The organism is Laspinema olomoucense D3b (assembly GCF_025370785.1).
GTDB lineage: Bacteria > Cyanobacteriota > Cyanobacteriia > Cyanobacteriales > Laspinemataceae > Laspinema > Laspinema olomoucense.
This window is the reverse complement of record NZ_JAMXFA010000024.1, coordinates 1-14,593: the sequence shown is the minus strand read 5'-3', so window position 1 is coordinate 14,593 and position 14,593 is coordinate 1. Positions and strand designations below refer to the sequence as shown.

Here is a 14,593-nt window from a genome sequence, read left to right as displayed (position 1 = left end):
TTGTCATTTGTCCTTTGTCATTGGAGGATAGTAATTGATAATTGTCACTTGTCAATTGTTAGTGGGTGTTGGTTATTGGCTCTTTTGTTTAATGACAAAGGACAAACGACCAATGACAAATGACAATCGAATCTAATAAGTTTTTCCCGTCACCGAGAGGCCCTCTACAATCAGAGAAGGGGTATAACAAGCGCCATTCCATTCCGCATCTCCCCCGATGTCCAAGACTTGTTTAAGAGCGGTATAGACATTTCCAGCAACCATCGTATCTTTGACGCGCCCAATCACCTGGCCATTTTTAACCCGGAAACCGAGGTCTACATTAATGGAAAAATCCCCAGAAATTCCCGTTGCGCCTCCGAGCATTTGATCCACGATGATTGCTTCATCTAATCCCGCAATCAGTTGGGCTAAAGACTTAGAACCCGGTTGGATGAGCCAGTTAAACAGACCCGGAGAGGGATAACTGCCTAAACCGGGGCGAAATCCGTTGCCGGTGGTGCCAATTCCCAGTAATGCCCCGGTGGTGCGATCGCTGTAAAACTGCTGGAGCACCCCATTTTGAATAAAAATAATCCGTTGGGTGGGGGTTCCTTCATCATCAAAGGGACAACTATAAGGACCCGCATCCGGTTCTTGGGAAATGGTGAGAGACTCTGAGACGATCGCCGAACCGAGGCGATCGCTCCAGGGGGAGGATTGCTCCCTGACTCGCTTACCATTGATTGCTTCTTGGACCGTTCCCCATAGCATATCCGCTGCTTTGGCGGTAAATAAAACGGGCACCCGGCCACTGATTGCCGGAGCATTGTCCTGACTCCAGCCTAAGCGTTGTAAAATTTGGTGAGCCACGCCCTTCGGTTCTAGGCGTCCCCGTTGGGTTTGGCCGTCGGATACACTCAGAAAATCTTCAGAGCGAATCCAGTCGGCGGAGAGATAGCAACTTAAAGTAGTGTCTTTATAGCGACAGTCCAGACCATTGGAGTTAAGCAGGCGGGTAGTTTCACTATCGCAATCCCATTCTCCATTGCAGAGAATTTCCGGGTAGGCATCGCGAACCAAAGCGATCGCCTCTTTTCCCCAGTCGAGTAACTGTTCCACCGGCACCATTTCCCCTAAATCGGGGTAGGATGCAAAACGGTTTTCCGTCATTTCGATGGTTTCCGGCTGGTTTAAATCACTCAAGGCGATCGCCCGGTCCACCAAGGATTTTGGGTCTACCGGCCCATAAGCGACGGCTAAACCGGGACGCCCATTCTTCCAGAGTCGCAGTGCCGTGCCTTCGGATTGAGCACTTTCGAGTTGCTTGAGACGATTCGCCTCAAAATAGACAGGGCGAGAGTGCGATCGCGACTGAAACACCTCCGCCGCCTCGACCCCCGCATGATGAGCCAGATCTAAGAGCTGTTCTGGCAGTTCCTCTGCTTGCAAATGTTCAGACCCCATGAGAATTCAAGGATTAAGGATGAAGGGTGAAGGGTGAAACAGCTAGGGTAAGATCAGAAATATCTTTCCCCAACTGTTCACGCTTGTAGAAGAGCGCAACCGGATGTTGCGGACGGCACAAGACTTCACACTTCACAACTTTACGCTAAGTTGAGTTCCTGTAATAGCCAAAATCCTGCAAAAGATTCCGAATTGGGATCGGTTTGAATGGCTAAAAAATGCACCCCTTGAGCTTTATCCTTGGTTTCGGCAAATCCAGCCGCTTCGGCGCGAGTGGTTTTATCCGTTAAATTGGCCAGAATCCATCGCTCATTAAAACCTGTTTCTAAAACCACCTGTCCGGGTTCTTCCAGTTCGGGTTTCAAAAACCCTAACTCTAGTCCTGACATCCATCCCGCTAGGGCTTTCGCCCGGTTTGAGAAGACAATCAGCCCCGGAATAATGGTGTCTGTGCTGATCTGAGGCACTAAACTTTTTTCACCTAAAATGGGAAAGGCTTCTCCAAAGCCAATATCCCACTCCTGCATTTCTGCAAAGCTACCCGCCTCCAAGGAGACAAATGCCCAGCGATCGCCCTGTAGCGCATCGGGAAGGCGTTCCGGTTTCGGGGTCTCAAATTGCACCGAAGGGGTTAACCCAGCCCCTTGGAACCCCGGTTCTAGGGGATAAACGGTGTCCATCCGTTCCTGCAACCAACGGTACAGCGCGACGGTCCGCCGAGAGGGTTTGGAGGTAATTCCCAAATCCTTACAGGCTTTTGTGATCATATTGTTCATCTGGCGACGGAAAAAGCGAATCTGCGTCGGCGGTTTGCCAGCGATCGCGATCGCTTCGTTGATCGCATCTCCTAACCACATCGAATTAACTTCGCTACTGGAACAATATTTTGAAAAGCGCAACAACTCTTCCGTGGAGCAGGTATCGGTCGGACTCTCACAGATGAGCACTTCCCAGCGCTTTTTGCCATTCTCATCGAGAATCGGTTTGGAGTAAAAATCTAGTTCCCACGTTTTGCTCATCGCTATTTTGCGCCGTTTTCCCAGCCTACTATCTCTATGAGCGATCGTATCATTAACTGGAGTTTATCTATGATTCATATTGACGGCTCGTTTGGAGAAGGGGGGGGTCAGGTCCTCCGGACTTCCCTGAGTCTGGCGACCCTCACCGGAACTCCCCTAACCCTCGATCGCATTCGCGCAGGACGCCCTAAACCCGGTTTAGCCGCCCAACATCTCACCGGGGTCCGCGCCGCAGCGGCCCTCTGCAATGCCAAAGTTTACGGGGACTCCCTGGGCTCCCAATATTTAGAATTCATTCCCCAATCCCCCCCTCAACCGGGCCACTATCGGTTTGATGTGACCACCGCTGGGGCCGTAAGTTTAGTCTTACAGACGATTTTGCTGCCCTTAGCCCTAACCCCAGGAGAATCGCGGGTTACCCTCTGCGGGGGGACCCATGTGGCTTTTAGTCCCACTTTCCCTTACATTAAGGAGGTTTATTTACCGGCGATCGCCCGAATGGGAGTCTGTGCCGAAGTCACCTTAGTTAAGTGGGGGTGGTATCCCCGAGGTGGGGGTGAAATTGAACTGCGGGTAACTGGAGGTCAACCCCTGTCCGGACTGAATCTCCCGGAACGGGGTAAATTCCGACAGGTGAGAGGATTAGCTGCCGTCACTGAACTCCCCTCTCACATCCCCCAACGCATCGCCAACCGCGCCGAAAATCGCTTGCGCGAGGCCCAGATGAAAGTTCATGTCCAAACCTCCCGAGAAAAAGGTGTTGCTCCTGGAGCGGGCCTATTTCTGATGGCAGACTATCGCAATAGCACCGCTGGATTTAGCGCCCTGGGGAAACAGGGATTGCCCTCGGATCAAGTCGCCGATCGCGCCTGTGATGCCTTGTTGGAATTTCATCACAGCGGTGCCGCTGTTGATGTCTATCTCGCCGACCAATTATTATTACCCGCCGCCTTAGCCACTTCTGAAACCCACTATCATGCCCAAGCTATTTCTTTACATTTAACCACCAATGCCGGAGTCATCGAACAATTTGGTCTGGCTAAAATCGAAATTGACTCGGACCAAAACCTCGTTTCGGTTTTCCCTCAATAGCTTACATTCTCTTGAGGTCTGGCCTTACTTCAACCCCTCAAATAATGCACCCTGATTAACTCTCCTAAAATTGAACTTTTGCCCAAATTATCACTTAAAAACAGCGAATCAAACTATTCACCGAAACAAACCCTTTAATGGGAGCTTCTATCTCCACCCACGAGCGTTGTATTCCTCCGGGATCGGGAATATATTCATAATTTTCAATCAATTGAACTCGCCCATTAGCGGGAACTCCTCCGAGATACTCAGAAGGACCGGAAACAGCAGAACGAATCGCCAGACCCTGGGGTGTCACCAATCCATTCACTTGGCGGCAAAACTGACCATTCGGAATATCAGGAGTCGCGGCAACCGGGGATGGAGTGGTAGAAGTCGGTTGGGATGCAGGAGTCCCTGGGGAGGGTCTGGCACTTCCGGAACAGTAGGCGAGATTGCCGCCACTATTCGGGGGACCATTGGAAATATAGCCTTCAACAGGTGCAGTGATTTTAATCCAGATTCGACCATCGGAACCGACTATCGGTTCGGCATCGCCAGCTAGAGTCACAGTGGCATTGGGGTCTACGCCGCCAATTTGGGTTTGACTGGGGTCTGGGGTCCGATGGACCGCTAGACCCCGACGTTCCGTGACCCGACGGCACAGATCTGGGGGTTCTGCCTGTGCCAGCGGAGTGGCGATCGCCTTCGGGAGGGCGATCGTCATGACACTCAAGAAGGCGATCGGGATTGTCCACAAATTTAACAATTTCATGGGTTAGTTTTGTCTCCAATTTCAACAGATTTTGGGTTTAATTTTAGCGGCAAATTTTGAGGTTAGGGAGAAAGGTTACGCAATTTTACCAGGATTGCTCAGGGTAAATTAGAGGAATAGGTTTTAATTCAATAGGGGATTTTTGGCTCAATTCATTCACTCTTTTAGGGGCAATTGTGCAATCTTTGTTGCCCTCTAATAAAGAGCCATAAACAACTTCACTCGTTCCTACAAACCAGGAAAAAACAACTGAATTTGCCATCTCCCCCATCCTCCCCATCCTCCCCATCTCCCCCATCCTCCCCATCCTCCCCATCTCCCCCATCTCCCCCATCTTCCCCATCCTCCCCATCCTCCCGATCTCCCCCATCCTCCCCATCTCCCCTATCGACACATAATTAAACTATCTGTAGACACAAACCCCGATACCGGGGTCGTAATTTGTACCCACTCTCGTGCATCTGAATTGAGATCGCGCAGGATTTGATAATTGGGGATGAGAGTCACCCGGGCTCTGGGGGGAACAACACCTAAATAGGCGGCGGAACTGGTGGGTTCGGCGCGAATGACTAATCCATTTGGTGCCTCTCGACCTTCTACTTCACGGCAGAGATTAGCGCTTACGGGGGTGGGATTGAGGGGATTCACAGAAACCCCTCCATTGCAGTAAATTAAGCTTTCCGTGGGGATATACCCGACGATTGGGGATGAAATTTCAATCCAAGTCCGGGGTTCACGATTTTGATCCGACAGAAGTTGAGCATTTGGTGCAAGTAAAACTTGTGCTCCGGGTGCTATTCCACCGCGATTGGTGGCAAATCGGTTGGCATCGGCATGAACGCTGATGCCTTGGGGGGCCAGATTGGGGTCAACTCGACGACAGAGGGAGGTTGTGCCGATAATGGGAGAGGGGCCGGGGGTGAGGGGGGTGGCGCTTCCAGTACAGGGGACAAAATTGCCGGAACTTCCCGGTTCGCCGTTGGAAACGTACCCTGGCACGGGTGCAGTGATTTCAAACCAAACTCGTCCATCGGGACCGGGAATCTGGCGCGCACCGGGGGCGAGGGTGAGGGTGCCATTAAAATCGACCCCTGCGATCGCAGCAGAATTGGAGTTGGGTTGGGAACGAATTGCCAATCCCTGTTGTTCCGTGACTTGCCGACAGAGGGTGCCAGTTGCCTGCGCCAGTTGTAAGGGGGATTGCGCGGTGGTGGCGGGGGTGTTGAATCCCGTGGAGGCGATCGCCCAGAGGCCCAGTCCTACGCCCAGAATGGTCCGATTTTTTAACGGTTTTATCACTGTCGTTCTCTCCCTTGCGAAACTTTATTTTAATTTTAGGGAGCGATCGCCACAAACGGAGACCTCTTCTGGCGCTGACTCCCTGAGTTTAAGGCGATCGCTTTTGGCCCGATAATGTTTCCACTCTTTGCCATTATCCGTGGAGGTGCAGGAACTTTACTCCCCATCCGAGGACCAAGTTGCCCTTTGAGTTCTATCCCGATGGCTCTCCCAGAAGGTATGTTATAACCCACCTATCTACCCTTTCTGTGACGGGTTTTATGAAGATTTTCAAAAAGGACATCGATTGGGCAGTCTCGGAAGGAATTCTTTCCTCCGAACAAGGAGAATCTCTCTGGAATGCACTCCAGAAGCGGACAAGCAACCGCCCTCAGTTTAATTTCGCCAATGTTGCCTACTATTTTGGGGCTTTCATTGTGCTTTCCGGCATGACTTGGTTTATGACTTTAGCTTGGGAGCAGTTTGGTGGCAAGGGTTTGTTATTTTTAGCTTGCTTTTACACTTTTTTGTTTGTCCTGGCTGGTCAAACCCTCTGGTTTAAACAAAATTTAAAAATCCCTGGAGGACTCCTATTTACCATTGCAGTATGCATGACTCCCCTAGCTATTTTCGGCCTCCTAACTCAGGTAGAATCATGGCCTACTCCCTATGTGGCCGACGATTATTCTACATACTTTATTCAGGAAACAAGCCGTTTAATTTTGATGGAATTAGGAACTATTTTAGCCGGACTAATAACGGTTAAGTTTATAAAGTTTCCTTTTTTAATGGCTCCAATCACCTTAGCATCGGGATTTTTATCGATTCATGTTACGGCTGCCATCATTTTTTATTATACGGGGCAAACCGGGTGGTATAGCCAAGAAAATTGGGTGTTTTTCTGGTTTGGGTTGAGTTGTTTGATAGTAGCCTACTGCGTGGATGTAAAAACCAGCCGCCTTGAAGAAGATTATAGTTTTTGGCTTTATTTATTTGGCTTGATATCGTTTTGGTTTAGTATGACCTTTATGGGAATCGGCTACTACTGGAACCCTTTTATCTATTTATTGATTAATTTTGTTTTGATTTTGCTGTCTGTTTTGTTGCACCGCCGGGTTTTTATCGTATTTGGAACCCTGGGCATTTCCTATTTATTATATGATTTATCCTACCGGACCTTTCAGGGGTCTTTGTTATTTCCCTTAACCTTAATGGTATTGGGACTTTTAGTAATTTATGCTGGGATTCAATATCAGCGCAATGAGGAGGCGATCGAACGATTGATAGTGGGTAATTTGCCGAGAACAATTCGCGATATTTTACCTCGGCGGCGTTCATAACAGGGTTTTAAAATCTTAAAAATACCCCTCTTCCCGCTGGGAGAAGGGGGTACATAATTTACGCATTACCTCTATATTGGTAAGGTAGGTTTGCTTAAATATCTTTACCCATATAGAGGTTTGCTTTCACAATAGGCGTCGGTGCTGGGGTGGTTTTTAAACGGCCAGGTCAGGGAATTAAGGAAAAGAAATAAAGCCACGGTTTTCCCTGGCGATCGCCCGACCGTTGAATGCCCATTTCTTAATCATTTAATCCGGTTACACTGTCTGCGTAGGGATTAATAAATTCCGGTTGGAGGAGGGCTGGTGTCTTGCCATTTTTAGAGTGTTTTTCCACTTTCGACTCTTGTTGGTAACGCAGCACGGGGAGGTGGATCAATTCTTGTCGATAAATTTGGAAAATGCGATTTAATGAAGTAGCCATTCTATCCCAACTGGCTTTTTCTGTCAAGTTTTGAGCCACTTGTTTAATTAATTCGTCCCCTTCGCTGTTTTGGACGAAGGCTTGGAGGCGATCGCCATCGGTCAAAAGGGTAGCTTGGTAAACTTCTCCCTCGCACCACCACAATTCCCACTGACTCAGCAACCAAGTCAGTAAGTAGGTTTCTGCATATTGTTCCGTAACCCAAGTCGAAATTTGCATAAACTCCATTTTTTGTCTATTTAATGCTTAGGGTTGACTTTGGCGATCGCAATCGCTCGTCACTATATCTCGGACACTCACCCTCCATCCGGTTACTCTGTTAAAATTTTTGATGATTGTTTGGCGATCGGGTCCATACAATTCACCGGGATATCAAATAAACTTCTGCTTAATTTCCGGGTTTTATGCCTTCATCCTTCATCCCTCATCCCTGATTCTTACTCCCCGGTTCTTGTATGATCAGTGAAAATATTTGACCCTCATTCATCACCATGAACCCGCCATTTTTTCCCAAAACCATTAATTATTCCCAGGTGATTTATCTGAGTCACCCGATCGCCTCCAATATCCCCCAATGGCCGGGAGATCCACCCGTTGAGTTCCAGGCGATCGCCAACTTGTTTACCGATGGCTATTATTTACGCCGCTTTTCTATGGGAGAACATAGCGCCACCCATCTGAATGCACCGAATAGTTTTTATCCCCAAGGAGTGGGAATTGAGGCTTATGCTGCCGAATCCTTAATCGTAAAAGCTGTGGCGATCGATATCTGTGAGATGGCTGCCCAAAATCCCGATTATACCCTCAGTTGCGCTGATGTCTTGGCCTGGGAAGCAGAACAAGGGGAAATCTCTGCCGGGACAGTCGTTTTATTATATACCGGCTGGCAGCACAAGTGGTCCGACCCAGATGCCTTTATCAACCAGCAGCACTTTCCCGGTTTTGCACCAGAAACCACCCGATTTTTGCTTGATCGCCGTCAGATTGGCGGCGTAGGAATTGATACGCATGGGGTAGATGGGGGACAAGATTTGACCTTTGCCACTAACCGGCAAGTATTGGAACAACCGCGCATTGTCCTGGAAAATCTCACAAATTTGGACCAGTTGCCACCCACCGGAACAACCCTGGCGATCGCCCCGTTGCAGTTGGTCCAGGGTTCCGGTTCTCCCGCTACAGTGTTGGCATTTTTACCCTAAAATACCCGGGGTTCTCCCCTGGAGTGGCACAGAGTTTAGAGGAGATACCCACGGATTCACGACATTTCCCCCGGGTTGCCATGTCCATTGCGATCGAGCCATTTCAATAATGCCTGTTCCAGTTCGGGGGAAAGTTGCACCGGCAAGGTTCCGGACCGAACGTGCAAATCTCGTTGAGCATAAGGAATTTCTACGCCGATATGGTGCAGCAAGGAAAAAATTCGGAAATACAAATCGCTTTTAATCACAAACTGCTGAGTGGGTTCCGAGATCCATATAAGCAGTTCAAAATCTAAAGAATTGCTGCCAAACCCTTTGAATAATACCCGGGGTGGGGGAACCAGCAAGACATCAGGATGTCCCTTGGCGGCATCTAACAGGGCATTTTCCACCTGGCGAACATCAGAAGTATAGGCAACACCAACCGGCAGATGCAATCGAGAGACTGGGTTGCGGTGGGACCAGTTAATCACCTCAGTTTCCAAAAACCGGGAGTTTGGCACAATGATAAAAATCCGGTCCAAGGTTTGGATAGTGGTACTACGACCCCCGATGCGCTCAACGGTCCCGACATATTCCCCCACTTCCACAAAATCGCCGACTTGAATGCGACGTTCAAAGACGAGGACGATTCCACTCCCAAAGTTTTTAGCGATATCCTGAAAACCGAAACCAATCCCCACACCCAGGGCACTGGCAACGATGGTGAGGGAGGTGATATCAAACCCCCAGAGTTGCAGCAGGACGACACTGCCGATGATGATCAGGGAGTATTTGGTGACGATGGAGATCGCTTCTTCTGCACCCCGATTCAGTCCTGCCAGACGCAAAACCCGCGATCGCAGAGCATTGGTTGCCATTCCTGAGATGGCGACTACCCCAATTAGCATCCCTGTGATGATCGTCAGATCGATGATGCTGTAAGAGCGTTCGGTCAGGGTAATAATGGGGGTGGTAAAGGAGGTAATCAGGACCTCGGTGATCCGGTAGCTCCATTGGCGCGTGAAGGGGAAGAGGTTGGCAATATAAAGAATGGTCCCCAAGACTAAGACGGTGCGGAAGAGTGTCCCCAGGAGGGTGAAGAGCAAATCCATTGCACTGATGGAACCCTGGGGTTCTACCTCGGGGGTGGGGCCGCGAAACAGATTCTGCAAGGGTTGGCGATACCGTCGCCACATTCGGGTTAATCCGCGATTCAGGACCAAGATGGCGATGATAATGGCAATGGCGTGAATCAGCGATCGCTGGATAAATTGACCTTGCCGTTCTCTTTTGGCTCGTTCTAAGCCCTGTTGAATATCCCGCATCCAAATTTCAGCTTGAGCTTGGGGGGTGAAGTTATCCTCTGTATCCCCAGCAGTGACGGTGACTAAGAGGCGATTGTTGAGGTAAATAGCGGGCAGTTGATTGGTTTGGCGCACCTCTAGCTCAAACGGCATGGCCGAATCTGCAACGGATTGGAGCTGCGCTTCAATCACGTTGGCGCGAACATCAGCGGGATATTCCCCGGCGCGAGTGACAAAGAACAGGCGTCTCCCGTCCAAGGTAACGGCAGCTTGTGCTTGTTGGAGTTCCTGATTGAGCCATTCAGAGCGAAACTGGGCGATGTAGGGTTCGGGTTGCACCGTGGCGAGCGCCTCCGGGGACTGTCCCACTGGCGCAACCCAGTTCAGATTTGAAGGGTTCCCGGTGGCTCCAGCACTAGACATTGGAGCGAGGGACAAAAGTCCGATCAGGGCCAGCAAAGTGATGATTGTTGCCCCTATCAGGGGTTTAAAGTTCCCAATTTGAGAGGGATTAACGGTTCTTCTTGGTTTCACGACGAAGCTCAATGGCTTGATTTTGGACTCCCCCGACATGGAAAGTCGATTTTAGTTGTCCTTATTTTGCCATTCCCTAGAGGAAAACAGACTCGCTTATCCTCTGGGTTTTTGTATTTTAAAGTTGCCCCAGGCGAGGGGGACCCGTGGGAAAATCCGGAGGCTTGATCGCCTTAATCGTGACCACAAGCACCCCCAAGCGTAAGGTGTCGGTCCAAGGATGTAAAAGCCTGGTTCTTGGAGAAAATAGCTAATTTCCTGAGTGGCGCTGCTACTTTTTTGTTCTGGTGAAGCTGCAATTTTTTTTTTAGCCCAAAGTGCAGTTTAATTAATTCTTAAGATTCTTCAAACCTTGAAAGTTCAACGCAAAAAAAATCCCGAAAATGATTTTCAGGAAAATTAATTTACAAAATTGTACGGATTGGGGGTGCGAATCTGAGTATAGAGCTTGAATAAGTACCCGGTTTTATCGGGCGATCCCCTGCCTTTCTCATCGCCGAGGGAATGTTGCAAGACGACCCGTTCTGCGGAATTTCGGTTCCCCAGACTGGCATTTAGATTGCAATATTCTTCAGGGCTTTACCTGAGTTAATCAGGAAATTCCCTAGAAACCCAGGATGAGCAGGATGGATTGCTAAGAGATAACCCTGATTTAGGTGAGCGAGGTGATTTCTGCTAGACCCCTGGCGGTTGTTCACAGAAGAGGACCTGACCACGTGAAGGCTACGACTTTCAAGAAAGGCGTTTCCCAATGACGAACCCTATCAGGGAACGATCTGGGGGCTTTTTTATGCCCAGATTTGGTCTGAATTTAACGCTTTGTCCGACTGAGGAGGCGAACAATGAACATTCAACTGCTTGCAATTGGCACCTTAGCGGCTATTGTTACAGCGGATTTAACCCAAGAGGCTAGTGTTAGTCCCGGTGGAGGGTCCCCAGCACTGGCATCCCCAGCGAGTAACGAAGTCCGTGACCCTTACCACCCGGGTGAGGAAGCATTACAGCACTATGCTACGGTCACCCCGGGCGATCGGGACAAAATGCTGGATCCGAGTCTAACCGACTCCCACCCCAGCGATCGCACTTTGAGGGCCTCTTTTGAGCCTCAAAGACCATTAACCGACCTAGAAGGTCACTGGGCCCGAGAATTTATTGAAGTGCTGCAAGCTGAGGGAATTATTCTCGGCTTCCCGGATGGCAGTTTTCAACCGGATGCAGCGATGACCCAAGGGCAATTTGCGGCAGTGCTGCAACGGGCCTTCCCAGACCGCTATCTTGCGAAGGATGAGGCGTTGGGTGCAGAGGTTTCAGAGGAGGACTGGGGGCAAAGTGCGATCGCCGAGGCCTCCTTCCGGGAATGGATGGGAACCGATCCCAACCAAGCGGTTGAACCCAACCAACCGATCCCCCGATTGCAAGTGTTAGTCGCCCTGGTTAAAGGCTTAAACTTAAAACCCCCCAGAGACATCCTAGGAAATGTAGAGACTTATTTTTCATCAGCAGCATCTATTCCCACCTATGCACAAGAACCCCTAGCGGGGGCGATTCTCCTGCTGGAGAAATTGGAACAGTATCGCCACCTTTATGGAGGGACGATTCCCAATGACTGGTTTTCTAATCCCGATCGCATCGCCACCCGTGGGGAAGTCGCCGCTTTTATTTACCAGGCACTGGCGATCGTTGAGGCAGAATCCTCCGGAACCGAGCTTCCTTTAACCCCCACCGGGGAAAGTCCACAAATAACTGCATCCCTTTTTCCTGCCTTCCCTGCAGAAAGCGTGGTCACCCTGTTTCCTCAATCACCGGAAACCCATGAGGATCCGGATGACTCCCAGGACAACTTCCATCCTGGCGATCGCCCTACAGTCGAGTCCCGATTCTCTCCACCCAGCAATCGTTGGGGGATTGGAGGGGAGGGATTTGTAATGGCCGAAGCCGATCTCCACACCTTCGAGGAGCTCGACTCCCAAGCAGTTCCCAGTGATGAGGCGGTCCGGGTGGGCGATCGCTTTCAACCCACTTGGGAAGGGCGACCCCGCCCCTCGGAAAGTCTCAGCGCCCTGTTACCCCCTCGTCCCGTCACCCCTACCCTGTCTGAAGCATCCGCAGACCCCCTGGAAAATAGCATCAGCCTCCGTTTGGAAACCTTACGCAGCAGAATTCAATCGAATCCCGCGCCGGTCCCCGAACTGCCCCCCCTAGCGGCAGCCGGTTCCTACCTTCCAGAACCCGCTGAACTCTTTCAAGGCTATATGTGGCCCGCCAGAGGCGTCTTTACCTCTGGGTTCGGAATGCGCTGGGGACGAATGCACAAAGGGATTGATATTGCCGGACCCATTGGCACACCGATTATGGCGGCAGGGACTGGCATCGTCACCTTTGCCGGCTGGAATTCTGGCGGATATGGAAACTTAGTGGAAATTGAGCATCCCGATGGCAGTCTCACTCGCTACGCTCACAATGAGCGCATTTTGGTCAGCCCCGGTCAGGAGGTGATTCAAGGTCAACTGATTGCGGAAATGGGCAGTACAGGCAATAGTACGGGTCCTCACTTACATTTTGAGATCTATCCTCCTGGCACCGATGCGGCGGACCCGTTAGCCTATCTTCCTGGCGATCACCAGAAGCTGCAAGTCGATTCCACGGTGGGACAAGCGGTCTATTCGCGGTGAACGGTTAGGGGAAACAGCTTGAGGTTTCGGCTTTTTTCCAGGGTTTCAGGGTGATTCAGGACACGGCATTGCCGTGTCCTTTGTTGTTTGTTGCTCCTCACAAGGATGAACGGGAAGGAACAGATAACGCTTTCACGGTTTCAGGATGTCGTCCCAGTTGTCCTGTCATTAATCGGAGGGCAAATTGCTTGACTGGGGGTAGGGTTCGCAATCCCCATAATCCGAGATGACGGAGGGTAACTGCGGGTAAGAATTGATTAGAAAATAGGCGATCGAGAAGGTCCGTAAATCCTAAAATGGTCAGATTTTCCAGTTTTCGCCAGCGTTCATATCGTTTAAGCACTGCCAAGGACCCGATATCTTCTCCTTGGTGATGTGCTTGGGTGAGAATTTCGGCGATCGCAGCGGCATCCCGAATCCCCAAATTTTGCCCTTGTCCCCCCACGGGATGACAACAATGGGCGGCATCTCCAATTAAGGCAAGACGGGGTTGCACATAGCGGCTGCTTTGCATCAGTTGTACGGAAAAGACTCGGCGATCGCTAATGGGTTGGACTCGTCCCATTTGTTCCCCGTAACGTTTCTGGAGTTCGACTAAAAATTCGGCCTCATCTAAGGCCGCTAAGGCTTTGGCTTCTTCATGAGGTGCAGTCCAGACAATATTACAGCGATTTTCCGTTAGGGGTAAAATAGCAAAGGGTCCGCTCGGCCAAAACCGTTCGTAAGCAATATTGGCGTGAGGTTTTTCCGGTTTAACTTGGACTGTAATACAGGATTGCCAATATTTCCAACCCCGAGTTTTGATGCCTGCTGCTTCCCTAATCTGCGATCGCGCCCCATCAGCCGCAATTAAGACCCGGGTGCGAATTCGTTGGGTTTCGGGGTTTTCCTCAACCTGCGATCGGACTTCTATGAGCACGCCATCAGGTTGGTAGTCCACTCCCAGCACTTCCGCCGGACAGTTCCAGGTCACATTGGCACAATCTGTGAGAAAATCCTGCAACGCTGTGAGTAATACCTGATGTTCCCCCACATAACCCAGAGTTTCTCGACCTAAATCGCCCGGTTGAAAGCGCACCCCTTCCCGTCCAGAATCCGAGAGACTAATTTGATTAAATGGGGTAATTTTTGGTAAAATCTTCTCCCACACCCCCACCGCCTGGAAAATTTGCCCGGACAACAGGGACAAAGCATAGACTTGATTTCGGGATGCGGCAACCGACGGTGGCAATGCCTCAATTAGCACAACTTTTAAACCGGAATCTTTTAAAGAGGCGGCTAAAGTTGTGCCAGCAATTCCACCACCGGCGATCGCCACATCATAATCAAAAGCCGATTCCGATCCGGGAGTGACCTTGGTTTCGCGAGTAAGCTGCTGTAAGGGCATGGTTATCGAGGTTTCTCAAAACGGATAAAGATAGGTCCTATTCCTTATCATTGTGCCGCAAATCGCCATTTCAGGCTAGAGGAGGTGGGGGAGATGGGGAGGATGGGGAGGATGGGGAGGATGGGGAGGATGGGGAGGATGGGGAGGATGGGGAGGATGGGG

General features: G+C 50.3%; 12 protein-coding genes. 4 read left to right on the top strand and 8 right to left on the bottom strand.

The features are described from left to right. Nucleotides 1-132: 132 nt before the first annotated feature. Complete coding sequence (locus NG792_RS17710; RefSeq protein ID WP_261236255.1) at nucleotides 133-1,446, bottom strand: TldD/PmbA family protein; 1,314 nt, start codon at nucleotides 1,444-1,446, stop codon at nucleotides 133-135. A 140-nt stretch (nucleotides 1,447-1,586) separates the two neighbouring features. Beyond that, nucleotides 1,587-2,465: a Tab2/Atab2 family RNA-binding protein gene (locus NG792_RS17705; protein ID WP_261236254.1), complete on the bottom strand. Its 879-nt coding sequence runs from the start codon at nucleotides 2,463-2,465 to the stop codon at nucleotides 1,587-1,589. Nucleotides 2,466-2,534: 69 nt separating this feature from the next. Between NG792_RS17705 and rtcA the strand changes: the two genes are divergently transcribed. Further along, on the top strand, nucleotides 2,535-3,557 hold the full coding sequence (rtcA, locus tag NG792_RS17700) for an RNA 3'-terminal phosphate cyclase (protein ID WP_261236253.1): 1,023 nt from the start codon (nucleotides 2,535-2,537) through the stop codon (nucleotides 3,555-3,557). A gap of 94 nt (nucleotides 3,558-3,651) precedes the next feature. Here rtcA and NG792_RS17695 read toward each other — a convergent pair whose 3' ends face one another. From NG792_RS17695 to NG792_RS17685, 3 genes are all read right to left on the bottom strand, one after another. Next, nucleotides 3,652-4,311: an SH3 domain-containing protein gene (locus tag NG792_RS17695; protein ID WP_261197583.1), complete on the bottom strand. Its 660-nt coding sequence runs from the start codon at nucleotides 4,309-4,311 to the stop codon at nucleotides 3,652-3,654. An 85-nt stretch (nucleotides 4,312-4,396) separates the two neighbouring features. After that, nucleotides 4,397-4,573 carry a hypothetical protein gene (locus tag NG792_RS17690; protein WP_261197582.1) on the bottom strand — a complete coding sequence of 59 codons (177 nt, stop codon included), beginning with the start codon at nucleotides 4,571-4,573 and terminating at the stop codon, nucleotides 4,397-4,399. A gap of 122 nt (nucleotides 4,574-4,695) precedes the next feature. Further along, nucleotides 4,696-5,610 carry a hypothetical protein gene (locus NG792_RS17685; protein WP_261236252.1) on the bottom strand — a complete coding sequence of 305 codons (915 nt, stop codon included), beginning with the start codon at nucleotides 5,608-5,610 and terminating at the stop codon, nucleotides 4,696-4,698. A 260-nt stretch (nucleotides 5,611-5,870) separates the two neighbouring features. Here NG792_RS17685 and NG792_RS17680 point away from each other — a divergent pair, with 260 nt between their 5' ends. Next, nucleotides 5,871-6,929, top strand: a complete 1,059-nt coding sequence (locus tag NG792_RS17680) for a DUF2157 domain-containing protein (protein ID WP_261236251.1) — start codon at nucleotides 5,871-5,873, stop codon at nucleotides 6,927-6,929. 241 nt (nucleotides 6,930-7,170) lie between these two features. Here the strand turns inward: NG792_RS17680 and NG792_RS17675 are convergent, their stop codons facing one another. Further along, nucleotides 7,171-7,572 (bottom strand): hypothetical protein, encoded by a 402-nt coding sequence (locus tag NG792_RS17675; RefSeq protein WP_261236250.1) that lies wholly within the window; start codon nucleotides 7,570-7,572, stop codon nucleotides 7,171-7,173. Nucleotides 7,573-7,844: 272 nt separating this feature from the next. On the opposite strand from NG792_RS17675, the gene NG792_RS17670 reads away from it, so the two are divergent. Beyond that, a complete protein-coding gene (locus NG792_RS17670) occupies nucleotides 7,845-8,552 on the top strand; it encodes a cyclase family protein (protein ID WP_261236249.1) in 708 nt (235 codons plus the stop codon). Between the two features lie 56 nt (nucleotides 8,553-8,608). Here the strand turns inward: NG792_RS17670 and NG792_RS17665 are convergent, their stop codons facing one another. Further along, nucleotides 8,609-10,261, bottom strand: coding sequence for a mechanosensitive ion channel family protein (locus tag NG792_RS17665; RefSeq protein WP_261236248.1), 1,653 nt, complete (start codon nucleotides 10,259-10,261; stop codon nucleotides 8,609-8,611). Nucleotides 10,262-11,214: 953 nt separating this feature from the next. Here NG792_RS17665 and NG792_RS17660 point away from each other — a divergent pair. Further along, nucleotides 11,215-13,044, top strand: coding sequence for a peptidoglycan DD-metalloendopeptidase family protein (locus NG792_RS17660; RefSeq protein ID WP_261236247.1), 1,830 nt, complete (start codon nucleotides 11,215-11,217; stop codon nucleotides 13,042-13,044). A 97-nt stretch (nucleotides 13,045-13,141) separates the two neighbouring features. On the opposite strand, the gene NG792_RS17655 is transcribed toward NG792_RS17660, so the two are convergent. Continuing rightward, nucleotides 13,142-14,431 carry an FAD-dependent hydroxylase gene (locus tag NG792_RS17655; protein WP_261236246.1) on the bottom strand — a complete coding sequence of 430 codons (1,290 nt, stop codon included), beginning with the start codon at nucleotides 14,429-14,431 and terminating at the stop codon, nucleotides 13,142-13,144. Nucleotides 14,432-14,593: the final 162 nt, after the last annotated feature.

Excerpts from the sequence above, each read along its gene's own strand:
- NG792_RS17705 (WP_261236254.1), bottom strand. The coding sequence starts at position 2,465 with ATGAGCAAAACGTGGGAACTAGATTTTTACTCCAAACCGATTCTCGAT.
- NG792_RS17655 (WP_261236246.1), bottom strand. The coding sequence starts at position 14,431 with ATGCCCTTACAGCAGCTTACTCGCGAAACCAAGGTCACTCCCGGATCG.
- NG792_RS17670 (WP_261236249.1), top strand. The coding sequence starts at position 7,845 with ATGAACCCGCCATTTTTTCCCAAAACCATTAATTATTCCCAGGTGATT.
- NG792_RS17695 (WP_261197583.1), bottom strand. The coding sequence starts at position 4,311 with ATGAAATTGTTAAATTTGTGGACAATCCCGATCGCCTTCTTGAGTGTC.
- NG792_RS17710 (WP_261236255.1), bottom strand. The coding sequence starts at position 1,446 with ATGGGGTCTGAACATTTGCAAGCAGAGGAACTGCCAGAACAGCTCTTA.
- NG792_RS17690 (WP_261197582.1), bottom strand. The coding sequence starts at position 4,573 with ATGGCAAATTCAGTTGTTTTTTCCTGGTTTGTAGGAACGAGTGAAGTT.
- NG792_RS17665 (WP_261236248.1), bottom strand. The coding sequence starts at position 10,261 with ATGTCTAGTGCTGGAGCCACCGGGAACCCTTCAAATCTGAACTGGGTT.
- rtcA (WP_261236253.1), top strand. The coding sequence starts at position 2,535 with ATGATTCATATTGACGGCTCGTTTGGAGAAGGGGGGGGTCAGGTCCTC.
- NG792_RS17660 (WP_261236247.1), top strand. The coding sequence starts at position 11,215 with ATGAACATTCAACTGCTTGCAATTGGCACCTTAGCGGCTATTGTTACA.
- NG792_RS17680 (WP_261236251.1), top strand. The coding sequence starts at position 5,871 with ATGAAGATTTTCAAAAAGGACATCGATTGGGCAGTCTCGGAAGGAATT.
- NG792_RS17675 (WP_261236250.1), bottom strand. The coding sequence starts at position 7,572 with ATGCAAATTTCGACTTGGGTTACGGAACAATATGCAGAAACCTACTTA.